Below are 14,415 nucleotides of genomic sequence, written 5' to 3' on the forward strand. Positions count from 1 at the left end.
GGCACGGCCTCCGCGCCGGGGACGCGCAGGGCCCTGCGGGGCGCTTGCGGCGGAGGGCCTCCAGCGCGGCGGCCTCCTCCGGGAGCACCAGCGGCACGTCGTCCACCTTCACGAAGGGCGCCTTGAAGAGGCGGTCCGCGCGGTACTTGAGCTGGAGCGTCAGCGTGAAGCCCACCTGGAAGACGCGGCGCAGGGGCGTGTCGCGCAGCACCTCCGGCGCCTTCGCGGGGTCGCCGCCCGTCAGGTGCTCCAGGCCCAGCGACAGGTAGTCGCGCACCCACTCCCCCACGCGGCGCACGGCGTCCAGGTCGCCCGGGTCGCCCAGCTCCGCGACGAGCACCGCGTTGGCCACCTCCCGCAGCTCGTCCTCCGCGTTCATCCGCTCCACGTCGGACAAATCCCGGAAGGCCGCCTCCAGGTAGTCCACGTGGCCGCCCGTCGCGGTGAGCGCGGGCGTCCCGGAAGGCGAGGGGCGCGGCGGCACGTCCACGCGGCTGAAGAGGGCCAGGGCGTCCTCCAGCGTGGGGAAGCCCAGGTCGGACAGGCGCGCGCGGCGGAACTGGAACGCGGTCTCCTCCAGCTCGGAGGGAATCTCCCAGCGCACGGCCTCGAAGAGGCGCACCGCTTCGAAGGGGTTTTCCGCGATGAGGTCGTTGAGGAGCGCGCGCATGGCGGACATCTCCACGCCCTCCACCTTCAGCTCCACCAGGTAGCGCCCCTCCGGGGTCTCCATCGTCATCCCCTGCGGGTTGACGTCCGGGTTCTCCTCCAGGTCGTGGACGACGGTGAACTCCTTGAGGAGCGTCTCCACCACCTCCAGGTCCACCGCGTGCACCTTGCGCAGGAAGTCCTCCTGCTCGTCGCCGCGCGCGGCGCGCAGCCAGGTGAGCACCGCGTGCGGGTCCAGCTTGTCCTTCACCCAGCCGCCCAGGTCCACGAAGGTGCGGAACTGCGCGGGGGACGCCAGCTGCACGAGCTCCGTCGTGTCCGCCAGCCCCACCTCCTGGATGGTGACGTAGAGGTCCTCCGCCGGCAGCGAGCGCACCAGCGCGGCCGTGTCCTCCGCGTCGAAGAGCGCCGCCACCCGCTGGCGCGGGGACAGGCGCATCAACCGCTGACGCTCCTCGCGGGGCGCGAGGGGCGAACCACCACCATTCGTCTTGCCGTTCTGGGACACGCCGGGGGTGCTACCACAGCGCGCCCGGCCCCGGCAGCCTCAGACGCGGGTGGCCTTGCCGAAGGTGTCCAGCAGCGTGCCCCACACCTCCTCCACGCCCAGCTTCTCCGTGGAGGAGAACGGGATGACCGCCTCGCGGGGCAGCTCCAGCTGGGTGGCCAGCTTCTGCAGCCGGGGCTTGCGCTGCGCCTTCGTCAGCCGGTCCACCTTGGTGGCCACGACGAGGATGCGGCGGTTGTGCTCCTGGAGGTAGTCCAGCGTCTGCAAATCTTCCGGCGTGGGGCCCACCTCCGCGTCGATGATGCTCACCACCACCTCCAGCCGGTGCCGGTTCTTGAGGTAGGTGGTGATCATCTCCTGCCACTGGGCCTTGTCCGCCTTGCTCGCCCTGGCGAAGCCGTAGCCGGGCAGGTCCGCCAGGCGCACCGTGTGGCGCACGCCGTCGCGGTCCAGGTCCACGTCGAAGAAGTTGAGCGTCCGGGTGCGCCCCGGCGTGTTGGACACGCGCACCAGCTTCCGCCGGTTCGTCAGGGCGTTGATCATGGACGACTTGCCGACGTTGGAGCGGCCGACGAAGGCCACCTCCGCGGCGTGGTCCGTGGGCAGCCCCTTGAGCTCCACGGCGGTGGTGACGAAGCGGGAGTCGAGGATCTTGATCAAGCGGGGGTCACTTACTTCTTCGCCGTGGCGGGAGCCGGCGTCTTGGGGGCAGGGGTCGCGTCCGCGCGGGTCTGCTTGCGGGCACGGTCGGCGGACCAGTGGTCGATGGCCTTCAGCGCTTCCTTGAAGTCGAACGGACGCAGGGACGGCGAGGACGCGTCATGGCAGGTGCGGCACTGCTTCTCCGAGGGGTCCACCAGCCCCACCAGCCGCGACAGCTCCGGGTCCTTCATCACGTAGGACGGAGAGTAGTACTGCCCGCCGCCGTGGCACGTCTCACAGGTGACGGCCGACAGCTGCTGCTCCGCCTGGTCGGGCGCGTGGCAGGACAGGCAGCGCGCGTCCTTCTTCTGCCCTTCCGCCAGCGTCTCCGTGGCCCGGGCGTGCTTGGACTTCATCCACGCGTCGTACGCCTCCGGGTGGCAGCCCTTGCAGCTGTCGGGACCCGTGAAGTCCGCGGCGCCGGCGAGGCCACCCGACACGGCGAGCAGGAGGGCGCAAAAGACCCGGAAGGCACGAGAAGACATACCTTGAGCACGTAGCAGAGGCCCCCGGAGGGGGCAAGGCGTCTCGTTCGTGATTGAATACCGGGTGGACAGGTGCGTGGCTTGAGGTAACGGACCTTGAGGCGTGCCTGCCTGATCCGCTAGGGAGGAGTCGAGATGCGGACCCCCGTGATTGCCGTCCTGTTCGCCGTTGCCGTCCTTGCCGTCTCCCTGCCTGCTTCCGCCAAGCCGTGGCAGGGCATCGAGCCCGGGTCCTCCAAGAAGGAGGACGTGGTGAAGAAGTTCGGGGAGCCGTCCCGGACCATGAGCCAGGGGGGCAAGGAGATCCTGGCCTACTTCGCCAAGGAGGCCATCAAGGGCACCACCCAGGCCCAGTTCAAGCTGGACCCGGCCACCCAGCAGGTGGAGCGCATCGACGTGTTCCCCGCGCCCGTCATCGAGAAGGACACCATCGAGAACAGCTACGGCCCCGCGTGCCCGGCCGGCGCCATGCCCGCCACGCCCTGCTACCTGCGCAAGCTGACGGACGACTTCCGCACCTACTTCCTCTACGTGAAGCTGGGCATGGCCATCTTCTTCAACGAGGACGGCAAGACGGTGCAGTCCTTCGTCTTCACCACGCCCAGGGCCGCGAAGTAGCCCGTGCACGTCTTCGGCCTGACGGGCGGCATCGCCTCCGGCAAGAGCACGGTGAGCCGGATGCTGCGGGAGCTGGGCGCGCGCGTGCTGGACGCGGACGTGCTCGCCCGGGAGGTGGTGGAGCCCGGCACGCCCGGCCTTCAGCGCATCTCGGAGCGCTTCCCCGGCGTGGTGGGCCCCGACGGCCGCCTGGACCGGGTGAGGCTGGGCGCGCACATCTTCGCGGACCCCGCCGAACGGGCCGCCCTCAACGCCATCGTGCACCCGGAGGTGCGCGCCCTCTTCCTCCAGAAGCTCCAGGCGCTGGAGGCGGAGGGCGTCACCCACGTCGTCTACGACGTCCCGCTGCTCATCGAGACGGGGCTGCACTCGGCCATGGAGGGCGTGGCCGTGGTGTGGGTGCCGCGCGAGGTGCAGAAGGCGCGGCTGATGGCGCGCGACGGGCTGGACGCGGCCCAGGCGGAGGCGCGGCTCCAGGCCCAGCTGGCGCTGGACGACAAGCGCGCGCACGCGACGTGGGTCATCGACAACAGCGGCGCGCCGGACGCCACCCGTCTCCAGGTGGAGGCGGTGTGGCGGGCGATGCTCGCGCACGGCTGACGGGCGGTTATGCTGCGCCGCGCATGAGCGAGACGTCGAAGACGCGGCACGACAGGCCTGGCACCTACTTCATCACCGGCTACCCGGGGTTCATCGGCAAGCGGCTGGTGGAGCACATCGCGCGGGAGGACCCGCAGGGGCACATCTACGCGCTGGTGCAGCCCAAGTCCTTCAAGGAGGCGCAGGCGCTCGCGGCGAAGGTGACGGGCGCGCGCGTGGAGCTGCTCACCGGGGACGCGGTGGACATGCACCTGGGCCTGTCCGGCGAGGAGTACCAGCGCCTGTGCGAACAGGTGACGGACATCTTCCACCTGGCTGCCGTCTCGCAGCTGGGCGTGCCCAAGGAGACCGCGTGGCGGGTGAACGTGGACGGCACGCGCAACCTGCTGGAGCTGGCGCGCGACTGCGAGCACCTCTCGCGCTTCAACCACTTCTCCACCTGCTACGTGTCCGGCGACCGCGTGGGCGTCATCGCCGAGGACGAGCTGGACCGGGGCCAGGCCTTCCGCAACGCCTACGAGGAGACGAAGTTCCAGGCGGAGCGGCTGGTGCAGCGCGCGGCGGCCACCCTCCCCGTCACCATCTTCCGGCCGTCCAGCGTGGTGGGCGACTCGCGCACGGGGGAGATCGACCGCTTCGAGGGCCCGTACTACCTGGGCATCCTGCTCGTCACGTCTCCGCTGGTGGTGCCGCTGCCCCTGCCGGGCAACGGCGTCGCGCCGCTCAACGTGGTGCCGGTGGACTACGTGGTGGAGGCCGTGTGGCGGCTGTCGCGGGACGCGCGGGCCCAGGGGCGCACCTTCCACCTGGTGGACCCCAACCCCATGAGCGCGCGGCGCGTGTACGAGCTCATCGCGGAGAAGGCCCACAAGCGGCTGCCGCGCTTCAACCTGTCCGCGCGCGCCGCGGACGTGATGCTGCGGCTGCCCGTGCTGGAGAAGCTGGCGCGGCCCCAGCGCGCCGCCATCAGCTACGTGAACCACCTGGCCATCTACAATTGTCACAACACGCTGGAGCTGCTGGACGGCACCGGCGTGCGCTGCCCGCCGCTGTCGTCCTATCTGGATCAGCTCGTCGCCTACGTGCGTGAGCAATACAAACAGCGCAAGGAAGGCGCGGAGGTGGAGGATCCGCTCGACCACGGACCGCTGCCTTCACCCGACGACGTCCCGGCGCCCCGCTCGCGCCGCTGAGCAGGGTTCGCGCCCGGGCGCAAGGTGCGGCGCGGCGCCCGTCGCGCGCTCGCGCCCGCCTGGCTGCTGCGGCTTATTCCAGACTGACAATTGTTACTGGGTTGCTAACGCAAAGTTGCAGGGGCCCCCCTCTTTTCAACGAAACAGTGTCCTGGTTAGCATGCGCTCCCACTGAACCTGGCGCGGTGAACACAACCGCGACCGGAAGAGTGGGTTGGAGCGCAGCGCTTGCCGGTGACCGTTGACAGTCGATTCGAATGGGCCGCCCCGGGTTGGGGTGTGACGCCCCGGCTGTCCGGCCTGTCGAAGCGCTCCGCGGCCGCCCTGTTCGTGTTTCACGTCCAGCCTTTCCACGCGGGTCCCCGCCTTCGCGTCGCCCCTGCGACCTCGGGCGTTGGGAAGCGTTCCCTATCGGGCGGTTGTCCACCCACGGCCCGCCATCCGTAAGGGGAGGCTCGCCGCCCCCGGCGGTCCTCTCCTGATGCAGTCGTCGTGTCTCGCGGTTCCGTCACTCGCAGTCCCCTCGTCCGGCAGTTCATCACCCCCAAGAAGGAAGGCGCATGCGTCTCAGGGAAAAGCTGTTGACCAGCCTGCTGCTGGTGCCCGTCGCGGGTACCAGCGCGTGGGCCAAGGAGCGGTCGAACTTCGACGCGTTCTGGAGCAGCGGGAGTCCCGCCCGCTGTCCGTGGATTCCGCCGCGGCCGCGTCGCGCGGGCTCCGCATCGAGCAGACCGAGCAGCGGCTCGGCGTGCCCACGTTCGCGTGGGCGGCACAGGACGGTGCGCAGTCCAAGTCGGTCATCCGCTCCGGCATGACGGCGGAGGCCGCGGCGCGCGCGCACCTGCAGAACGTGGCGGACAGCTACCGGCTGTCGCGCACGGACGTCGCGGGCGCCACGCTGCGCTCGCTGCATGACACGGGCAAGGGCGCGGTCGTCGCCACGTTCCACCAGACGGTGAACGGCATCCCGGTCTTCCGCAACGAGGTCAAGGTCATCATGGGCCAGGACCAGCGCCTGGTGGCCGTGAGCGGCTACCTGGCTCCGTCCGAGCTCACGCAGGCCGCGCGCGCCAAGTCCCGCACCGGCGCCTTCAGCCTGGGTGCCGCGGACGCGGTCGCCTCCGCGTTCAAGGACCTGACGGGCTCCAGCGCGCCGGCGTCGTCGTTCGTCAACACCGGCACGAAGGGGGACCACACCTTCTTCGCGCTGAACCCCTCCGCGAAGGCCGCGCTGCCGCAGGACCTGGTCTCCCCGGCTCGCGCCCGCCAGGTGTTCTTCACGATGGCGGACGGGCTGGAGCCCGCCTGGTACGTGGAGGTCAACGCCGGCCCCAAGGCCTCGCGCTCCAGCGACTACTACGGCTACGTCATCTCCGCGGCCACCGGCCAGGTGCTCTTCCGCAACAACCTGACCGTGGACGTGGCCGCCGAGCCCTTCACGTACAAGGTCTACGCGGACGCGGCGGAGCCGTACGTGCCCGAGGACGGTCCCCAGGGCAACGACATGACGCCCCACCCCACGGGCCTCCCGGACGGTTCGCAGGGGCCCCTGAACCGCGCGGCGAAGGACATCACGATCACCAACGTGCCGTTCAGCCTCAACGACCCGTGGCTGCCCAACAACGCCACGGTGACCACGGGCAACAACGTGGACGCGTACGCGGACCTGTCGTTGCCGGACGGCTACCAGCCCGGCACGGATGACATCCGGCCGACGGTCACCTCGGAGCGGACCTTCGGGTACGTCTACGACACCTCCCTGGCCCCGGACGCGAACGCCACGCAGGCCAAGGCGGCGGTGGTCAACCTCTTCTACGTCAACAACTTCCTGCACGACTGGTTCTACGACGTCGGCTTCGACGAGGCCTCGGGCAACGCCCAGTCCGTCAACTACGGCCGTGGCGGCGTGGAGGGAGACCCCATCCAGGCGCAGGGCCTGGACAGCAGCGGCCGCGACAACGCGAACATGAGCACCCCGTCCGACGGTGCCTCGCCGCGCATGCAGATGTACCTCTTCAACGGCACGCCGGAGCTGTCCGTGAAGTCCCCGGCGGCCATCGCGGGCATCTACGAGGCGGCCTCGGCCAGCTACGGCCCCAAGAGCTACGACGTCACGGGTGATATCAAGAGTCCTGCCGCGGACGACACCAACAAGCTCGGCTGCGACCCGTTCCCCGCGAACACCTTCAGCGGGAAGATCGCCCTAATCGACCGCGGCACGTGCAACTTCGTCGTGAAGTCGCGCAACGCTCACGAGGCGGGCGCGCTCGCCACCATCATCGGCAATAACGCCCCTGGCAGCCCCGCGGGCATGGCCGGCAACGGCGTGGACGACCCGTTCGTCACGACGCCGTCGCTGATGATCTCCCAGGCCGCGGCGGCGGCCTGGCGGGCCCAGCTGGCGAACGGCGCGGTCAACGTGACGCTGCGCAAGTCCCCCAAGGAGGACCGCGACGGCACGCTGGACAACGCGGTCATCGCGCACGAGTGGGGCCACTACATCTCCAACCGCCTCATCGGCAACGCGGCCGGCCTGTCGAACAACCAGGGCCGCTCCATGGGCGAGGGCTGGGGCGACTTCACCGCCATGCTGATGCAGGTGCGCGCGGAGGACGGCAACAAGCCCGGCAACAACCAGTGGCAGGGCGTCTACGGCGATGCGGGCTGGGTCAGCAGCGGCGGCCGGAACCAGGGCTACTACTTCGGCCTGCGTCGGCTGCCCTACACGACGGACCTGACCAAGAACGCGCTGTCGCTGAAGCACATCGCCAACGGCACCGCGCTGCCCGCCAACGCGAACACGTCGGCGCTGACGGGCGCCAGCAACAGCGAGGTCCACAACTCCGGTGAGATCTGGGCGTCCATGCTGTGGGAGTGCTACGCGAGCCTCCTCAACGCCTATCCGTTCTCGGAGGCCCAGGAGCGGATGAAGCGCTACCTCGTCGCCGCGTACAAGGCGACGCCGAACGCTCCCACCTTCCTGGAGGCGCGCGACGCCCTCCTCGCGGTGGCGGCTGCCAGCGATCCGGCTGACTACAGCCGCTTCGTCGCGGCCTTCGCCAAGCGCGGCGCGGGCTTCGGCGCCAAGGTGCCGGACCGCAACTCGTGGGACCACGTCGGCGTGGTGGAGAGCAAGGTCACGGGCAACACCATCGAGGTCACCGGCCTGAGGCTGGATGACAGCCGGTCCGGCTGCGACAAGGACGGCGTGCTCGACGTGGGCGAGGAAGGCCTGCTGCACCTGACCGTGCGCAACGTGGGCGGCGGCGCGCTGGGGTCCTTCACGGGCACCCTCAGCACCACCAGCACCACCGCGACGGTGGGCTTCCCGGCTGGGACCACCGTGACCGTGCCGGCGCTGGCGCGCGGCGCGGAGACGAAGATCACCGTGCCGGTGGCCCTGACGGCCGTGACCGGAGCGGGTGCCACCGCCAAGCTGAAGATCGTCTTCGACGAGGCCAGCCTGCCTGCCGCGGCGAAGACCGTGTCGTTCGACCCGCACGTGAACTACGACGACGTGCCGGTGTCCGGCACGACGGAGTACTTCAAGACCGGCCTGAGCGCGTGGACGGTGTCGGAGAACTACACCGCGGGCGGTGACTGGAAGGTCATCCAGCTGGGCACCGACAGCATCGCGCATGCCGACGACGCCAACGCCCCGGGCGAGATGACGCTCACCAGCCCCTGGCTGACGCTGAGCGCCACGGAGGGCTTCTACTTCGCCTACTACTTCCGCCACTCCTTCGAGACGGACTACACGGCGGCCGCGACTCCGTACGACGGTGCCACCGTGGAGTACAGCACCAACGGCGTGTCGTGGGCGAACCTGAACACCCTCACCGCGAAGGTCCCGACCGTCGCGCCGAAGTACTACGCGGCCGCCATCTCGCTGGGCGGCGGCAACCCCATCGAGGGGCAGCGCGCCTACGCCCGCGCGTCGGCCGGGTTCCCCGGCTTCAACGTGGAGGAGTTCGACTTCGGGGACTACTTCCAGAAGCAGGGCATCATGCGCGTCAAGCTGCGCTTCCGCGTGGGTGCGGACGCGGGCCAGGGCGCGTACGGCATCGACATCGCGGAGCCCACGCTCGAGGGCGCGACCCCGGTGTTCTCGTCGCAGGTGGACCAGCCGGCGACGCGGGCGCGTGCAACCAGCGCCCGGTGGCGCACGCCGGTGTCCCGCAGGTGGTTCCCGAGTTCACGACCGTGAACGGCCAGCAGCAGCGCACCACGGTGACCCTCAACGGCACGGGCAGCTTCGACCCGGACGCCGCTTCGGGTGACGTGCTCACGTACCAGTGGACGCAGGTGGGCGGCCAGGCTCCGGTGACGCTGACCGGCGCGGACACCGCCACGCCGACCTTCGTGACGGACGTCGCCTTCACCCAGTACCTCACCTTCCAGCTGGTGGTGACGGACGCACAGGGCAAGACGAGCCTCCCGAAGACGGTCGACATCGGCGTGAACAACATCAACCGCGCTCCGGTCGTCATGGCCACCGCGACGGAGTCGGTGAACGAGGGCGAGACGGCGGAGCTGGACGCTTCCGGCTCCACGGATCCGGACGGCCAGGCGCTCACCTACTCCTGGGCGCAGACCGGCGGTGACGTCGCGGCGACGCTGACCGACGCCACCTCCGCCAAGGCCACGTTCACGGCCCCGGAGGTGACGGAGGACACGCAGCTGACCTTCACGGTCACGGTGTCCGACGGCGCGGCCTCCACCAAGCAGTCCGTGGCGGTGACGGTGAAGAACGTCAACCGTCCGCCGGTGGTGGACGCTGGCGCGGATCAGGAAGTGGCGGCCCGCGCGGAGGTGACGCTGTCCGGCACCGCCACGGACGCCGAGGGTGACGCCATCACCTACGCCTGGACCCAGGTGAGCGGCACGACGGTGACGCTGTCCGGCACCGACACGGCCACCGCGAAGTTCACCGCCCCCAACGTGGCCGCGGACGAGGAGCTGTCGTTCCGCCTCACCGTGACGGCCGGTGGCGAGTCCGCCTCCGACCTGGTCAACGTGAAGGTCAGCGTGGACAACCGCGCCCCCACCGTGTCCGGCACCACCAGCACCGCGACCGAGGGCGACAAGGTGAGCATCACCACCAACGCCAAGGATCCGGACGGTGACGCGCTCACCTACGCCTGGACCCAGACGGGCGGCCCGTCCGTGACCCTCACGGGCGCCAGCACGGCCAAGCTGGAGTTCACCGCGCCGAGCGTGAAGTCCGACACGGACCTCACCTTCAGCCTCACGGTCACGGACACCCACGGCGCGTCCGCCGGTCCGGTGACCTACACGGTGAAGGTGAAGAACAAGGGCGGCGGCTGCTCGTCCACGGGCGGCTCCGCGGGCGGCATGGCGCCGCTGATGGCGCTGTTCGCGGCGATGGCGCTCGCGCGCCGTCGCAAGGCGTAAGCCGGCGCTTCGTCCTGAAGTCCTGAAGTGACGGGGGCGGTCCTCACGTGAGTGGGGGCCGCCCCTTCTTCGTTTCCTGCGGTAGGCTCGCGCGCCTCATGGCACGCACGTTCCAGGTGGGAGACACCTTCACCCACGTCCGCCAATGCGACCGGCTGCGGCCGGTGTATTACGCGGGCGCTTCCGGGGACTACAACCCCATCCACATCGACCCGGAGGTGGGGAAGCTCGCCGGCTTCAACGGCGTCATCCTCCAGGGGCTCTGCACGCTGGGCTGGGCCGTGGAGGCCGTGGCCGTCTTCGTGGGCGACCCGGGCCGGGTGCGCCGCGTGAGGGTGCGCTTCTCCCGGCCGGTGCTCCCCGAGGACACCGTCACCTTCCAGGGCCGCGTCACCGCCGTCGCGGACGGCCGGCTGACGACGGAAGTCACCGCCACCAACCAGCGCGGCGAGCCCGTCCTCCGGGGCGCCGTCATCGAAAGCTCGCTCGGATAGCCATGGCCCTGGACCCCAAGTTCGTCGGCCGTGCCTACGGCCCCTTCACCTACGAAATCGGCCGGGAGAAGCTGCGCGAGTTCTCCCTCATCCTCGGCGGCTCCGTGCCCTCCGCGGGCACCTTCGGTGAGCCGCCCGCGCACGTAAGCCCCCTGCTCTACTCGCAGGAGGCGGCGCAGGCGGGCCCGTATGGCGACGTCATCGCCTTCCCCAGCTTCGCGGTGGTGTTCGCCATCCGTCCCTTCAGCGCCGCCATCGCGGACCCGGAGCTGGGCGTGGACCGCGTGCGGCTGGTGCATGGGGAGCAGGAGCTGGAGTTCCTGGGCGTGATGCGCCCCGGGGACGTGCTCACCACCACGGGCCAGATTTCAGAGCTGTACCGCAAGGCCGGGATGGACTTCCTCGTCGTCACCACGGAGACGCGCAACGCGAAGGGCGAGCCCGTGGTGCGCGGCGTCTGGACGGCCGTCATCCGCCCCGCGTGACGTAGCGAAGCAGCGGCCTACTCGCCGGGGGCGATGATGCCCTCGTCGAGCAGCTGCGCGAGGATGCGCGCGGTGTCCAGGCGCGACATGCCCGACAGCGCGAAGAGGTCGTCGAAGCTCACCGCGCCGTCAATCTGCGCCAGCACGAAGCCCGCGCGGTGGTCCAGGTTGAGCCAGATGATGTCGTCCGGCTGCAACCGCACGCGGGGCATGCGGTTCAGGTCCCCCAGCCGGGCCTCCAGCATGGACACCAGGATGCGCTCGCTGCGGTCGCGCAGCGCCTCCACGCGCGGGTTCTCCGGCGCCAGCGACTGCGCCCGGCGCAAGAGCTCCACCGCGCCGGAGTGGTCGTCCAGCGCCAGCAGGTCCTCCGCGCCCCGCAGCAGGCTCTCCACCTCCGAGCCCTCCGGCAGCCCGCCCGCCGGGGCGAAGGTGTCCGGCAGCCCGAACTCCTGCGTGCGGTGCGCCTCCGCGATGAGATCCAACGCGTCACCGCGCATCCCCGTCCCTTCGGGCAGGCTCACGGAGTCCCGCAGGGCAACCTCCACCGGGCCCGGCGTGGAGGGGCCCGCCCAGGCGCCCCAGTCCACCTCCTGGTCGGGGCTCGCCAGGTTCCACCCGGTATCCCCCCCGTGCTCCGCCGGGCCGTCCCGCCCCAGCAGCCGGCGCGCGCGCGCGTTGCCGGGGTCCAGCTCCAGGGCCCTCGCGAACAGCTTCTCCGCACCGGCCATGTCGCCACTCAGTCGCAACAGCAACCCGGCTTCGACGAGCGCCTTGGCCCGGAGCGCGTTCATGGGCTACCTCCCCGGCGTTCCGCGCGTGCCGGCCGAGCGCAACAGCGGCAGGCTCTGGGCCAGGGCCTCACAGGCCCGCCTGAGCGCGCCCACGTCCTCCACGCCGCGCGCCTGGCGCGCATGGTCCAGGGCGGCCTCCGCGCGGGCGACGACGTCCGGCGGCAGGCCTCCGGCCCCGGGCATGAGCCGCACGCGGGAGAGCGCGTCCACCAGGTCCCGGGCCAGGGTGTCCAGCTCCACGCGCCTGGACTTCAGCTCCTCCGTGTTGCGCGCCGTCACCAGCCAGTCGCGCTGCTCGTCCATGATGCGGCGCAGCTCGTCCTCGGTGAGGCCGCTGGAGGCGGTGACGGTGATGGACTGGCGCAGGCCCGTGTCGCGGTCGCGCGCGGACACCGACACGATGCCCTCCGCGTTGATGTCGAACGTCACCTCAATCTCCACCTGTCCGCGCGGCGCCTCGCGCAGGCCGGTGAGGAGGAACTCGCCCAGCAGCTCGTTGTGGTGGGCCAGCTCGTGCTCGCCCTGGAGCACCATGATCTTCACCGTGCGCTGGAAGTCCTTGGAGGTGGCGAACACCTCCGTGGCGGACGTGGGCACGGTGGTGTTGCGCGGAATCAGCCTGCGCACGTAGCCGCCCGCGATGGCCACGCCCATGCTCTGCGGCGTGACGTCCAGCAGGAGCAGCTCGCTCTGCTGCCCCACCAGCGCGTGCGCCTGGATGGCGGCGCCCAGGGCGACGACCTCCTCGGCGTGCACGCCCTTGCAGGGCTCGCGGCGGAAGTACTGGCGCACCTGTTCGATGATGCGGGGCATGCGCGACATGCCCCCCACGAGGATGACCTCCTTGAGCTCCGAGGGGCGCACCTTCGCCTCGCCCAGGACCTCCGACGTGATGCCCACCAGGCGCTCGCCCAGGTCCGCGGTGAGGTCCTCCAGCTTCTCGCGGGTGAGCGTGGACTGCAGGTGCAGCGCGGCGCCTCCGCCCGGCGGCGTGCAGATGAAGGGCAGGTGCACCTGCGTCTCCTTCACCGACGACAGCTCCACCTTGGCCTTCTCCGCGGCGTCCTTCAGCCGCTGCAGCGCCATGCGGTCCTTGCGCAGGTCGATGCCGTGCTCCTTGGCGAAGGAGAACACCATCCACTCGATGATGCGGTGGTCCCAGTCCTCGCCGCCGAGGAAGGTGTCACCGCCGGTGGCCACCACGTCGAAGATGCCGTTGTTGATCTCCAGCACCGACACGTCGAAGGTGCCGCCGCCCAGGTCCAGCACGGCGATCTTCCCGTTCACCGTGCGCCCGAAGCCGTAGGCCAGCGCCGCCGCGGTGGGCTCGTTGATGATGCGAAGGACCTCCAGCCCCGCGATGCGGCCCGCGTCCTTGGTGGCCTGGCGCTGCCCGTCGTTGAAGTAGGCCGGCACGGTGATGACGGCCTGGGTGACGGGCCGGCCGAAGTGCGCCTCCGCGTCCGCCTTCAGCTCCGCCAATATCATGGCGCTGACCTCCGGCACGGCGAGGTCGCGGCCCGCCAGCCGGATGCGCACGTCGTCGTGCTGGCCGCACACCACCTGGTACGTGAGCGCGCGCATCGCGTCCTGCACCGGGTGCGAGGAGAACTTGCGGCCGATGAGGCGCTTCGCCGCGGACACCGTCTCCTGGGGGTTGGTGATGGCCTGCCGCTTGGCGATGCCGCCCACCAGCCGCTTGCCGTTCTTCGACACCGCCACCACGGACGGGGTGAGGGGCTGGCCGGTGCGGTTCTTGATGATGAGGGGCTGACCGTCCTGCACCGTGGCGACGAGGCTGTTCGTCGTCCCCAGGTCGATGCCAATCAGCGGTTCGGGCTCAGCAGCCATGGGGACGCATGCACCTCATCACGTGAACGTCCAGCGCAGCTTCTTGAGGGCGGCGCGAGCGTCTGCGTTGTCGGGGTCCAGGCGCACGACGTCCTCGAAGTGGAGCTTGGCCTGCTTCTTCTGCCCCGCCACCAGGAGCAGCTGGGCCAGCAAGAGCTGGTAGTCCGCGCGCCCCGGCTTCAGCTCCACCGCGCGCTGCGCGAGCTTCAGCACCTCCTGCGGATCCTGCGTCAGCTCGCGCCCCACGCGCGCCGCCTGGAAGGCCGCCTCCGGGTTGTCCGCGTTGAGCGACACGGCCAGCCGGTAGGCCGCCTGCGCGCCGGCGAAATCCCCGCGCATCTCCAGCTCCTGGCCGCGAACCACCTCCGCCTGCGCGCGGTGCAGGTCGTGCTTGCGGCGCGCCTCCACCAGCAGCTGGGCGACCTCGCGGTTCTTCGGGTCCAGGCCCAGCACGTGGTTGAAGTCCTGGTAGGCCCGCTCGAAGTCCCCGCGCGCGGTGGCCGCCCTGCCCCGGGCGATGAGCTCCGTGAGCTTGTGGCTGCGCGCCATGTACGGGTGGCGCGCGAGGCGGCCTGCTGAAGTAGGCCCGCCCGCTGGAACG

The 14,415-nt window shown here is 70.5% G+C and carries 12 protein-coding genes and 1 pseudogene; 7 read left to right on the plus strand and 6 right to left on the minus strand.

Annotation, left to right across the window (positions count from 1 at the left end; all coding sequences use genetic code 11):
• From ACLEQD_RS21350 to ACLEQD_RS21360, 3 genes and pseudogenes are all read right to left on the minus strand, one after another.
• A pseudogene (locus ACLEQD_RS21350) lies at positions 1–1,177 on the minus strand (DUF6178 family protein); the annotation flags it as partial.
• Positions 1,178–1,216: 39 nt separating this feature from the next.
• Entirely contained in the window at positions 1,217–1,837 is a 621-nt protein-coding gene (gene yihA, locus ACLEQD_RS21355; RefSeq protein ID WP_410386207.1) for a ribosome biogenesis GTP-binding protein YihA/YsxC, read from the minus strand.
• Positions 1,838–1,848: 11 nt separating this feature from the next.
• Complete coding sequence (locus tag ACLEQD_RS21360; RefSeq protein WP_410386209.1) at positions 1,849–2,364, minus strand: multiheme c-type cytochrome; 516 nt, start codon at positions 2,362–2,364, stop codon at positions 1,849–1,851.
• Positions 2,365–2,499: 135 nt separating this feature from the next.
• Between ACLEQD_RS21360 and ACLEQD_RS21365 the strand changes: the two genes are divergently transcribed.
• The 7 genes from ACLEQD_RS21365 to ACLEQD_RS21395 all read left to right on the plus strand — a co-directional run bounded on the left by ACLEQD_RS21365 (position 2,500) and on the right by ACLEQD_RS21395 (position 11,169).
• A complete protein-coding gene (locus tag ACLEQD_RS21365) occupies positions 2,500–2,982 on the plus strand; it encodes a hypothetical protein (RefSeq protein WP_410386211.1) in 483 nt (160 codons plus the stop codon).
• A gap of 3 nt (positions 2,983–2,985) precedes the next feature.
• Positions 2,986–3,582: a dephospho-CoA kinase gene (gene coaE / locus ACLEQD_RS21370; RefSeq protein WP_410386213.1), complete on the plus strand. Its 597-nt coding sequence runs from the start codon at positions 2,986–2,988 to the stop codon at positions 3,580–3,582.
• Between the two features lie 23 nt (positions 3,583–3,605).
• On the plus strand, positions 3,606–4,775 hold the full coding sequence (locus ACLEQD_RS21375) for an SDR family oxidoreductase (protein WP_410386215.1): 1,170 nt from the start codon (positions 3,606–3,608) through the stop codon (positions 4,773–4,775).
• A 685-nt stretch (positions 4,776–5,460) separates the two neighbouring features.
• On the plus strand, positions 5,461–8,982 hold the full coding sequence (locus ACLEQD_RS21380; protein WP_410386217.1) for a myxosortase-dependent M36 family metallopeptidase: 3,522 nt from the start codon (positions 5,461–5,463) through the stop codon (positions 8,980–8,982).
• On the plus strand, positions 8,958–10,190 hold the full coding sequence (locus ACLEQD_RS21385; protein WP_410386219.1) for a PKD domain-containing protein: 1,233 nt from the start codon (positions 8,958–8,960) through the stop codon (positions 10,188–10,190). The genes ACLEQD_RS21380 and ACLEQD_RS21385 overlap by 25 nt, the downstream gene beginning before the upstream one ends.
• Before the next feature lie 98 nt (positions 10,191–10,288).
• Positions 10,289–10,684 (plus strand): MaoC family dehydratase, encoded by a 396-nt coding sequence (locus ACLEQD_RS21390; RefSeq protein ID WP_410386221.1) that lies wholly within the window; start codon positions 10,289–10,291, stop codon positions 10,682–10,684.
• Between the two features lie 2 nt (positions 10,685–10,686).
• Positions 10,687–11,169 carry a MaoC family dehydratase N-terminal domain-containing protein gene (locus tag ACLEQD_RS21395; protein WP_120605951.1) on the plus strand — a complete coding sequence of 161 codons (483 nt, stop codon included), beginning with the start codon at positions 10,687–10,689 and terminating at the stop codon, positions 11,167–11,169.
• A 17-nt stretch (positions 11,170–11,186) separates the two neighbouring features.
• On the opposite strand, the gene ACLEQD_RS21400 is transcribed toward ACLEQD_RS21395, so the two are convergent.
• The 3 genes from ACLEQD_RS21400 to ACLEQD_RS21410 all read right to left on the minus strand — a co-directional run.
• Positions 11,187–11,963 (minus strand): hypothetical protein, encoded by a 777-nt coding sequence (locus ACLEQD_RS21400; protein ID WP_410386223.1) that lies wholly within the window; start codon positions 11,961–11,963, stop codon positions 11,187–11,189.
• Positions 11,964–11,966: 3 nt separating this feature from the next.
• Positions 11,967–13,814 carry a molecular chaperone DnaK gene (gene dnaK, locus ACLEQD_RS21405; protein WP_410386225.1) on the minus strand — a complete coding sequence of 616 codons (1,848 nt, stop codon included), beginning with the start codon at positions 13,812–13,814 and terminating at the stop codon, positions 11,967–11,969.
• A gap of 18 nt (positions 13,815–13,832) precedes the next feature.
• On the minus strand, positions 13,833–14,415 hold a 583-nt coding region (locus ACLEQD_RS21410), incomplete at its 5' end, for a tetratricopeptide repeat protein (RefSeq protein WP_410386227.1).

Origin of the sequence: Corallococcus sp. 4LFB (genome assembly GCF_046520365.1) — a bacterium.
GTDB lineage: Bacteria > Myxococcota > Myxococcia > Myxococcales > Myxococcaceae > Corallococcus > Corallococcus caeni.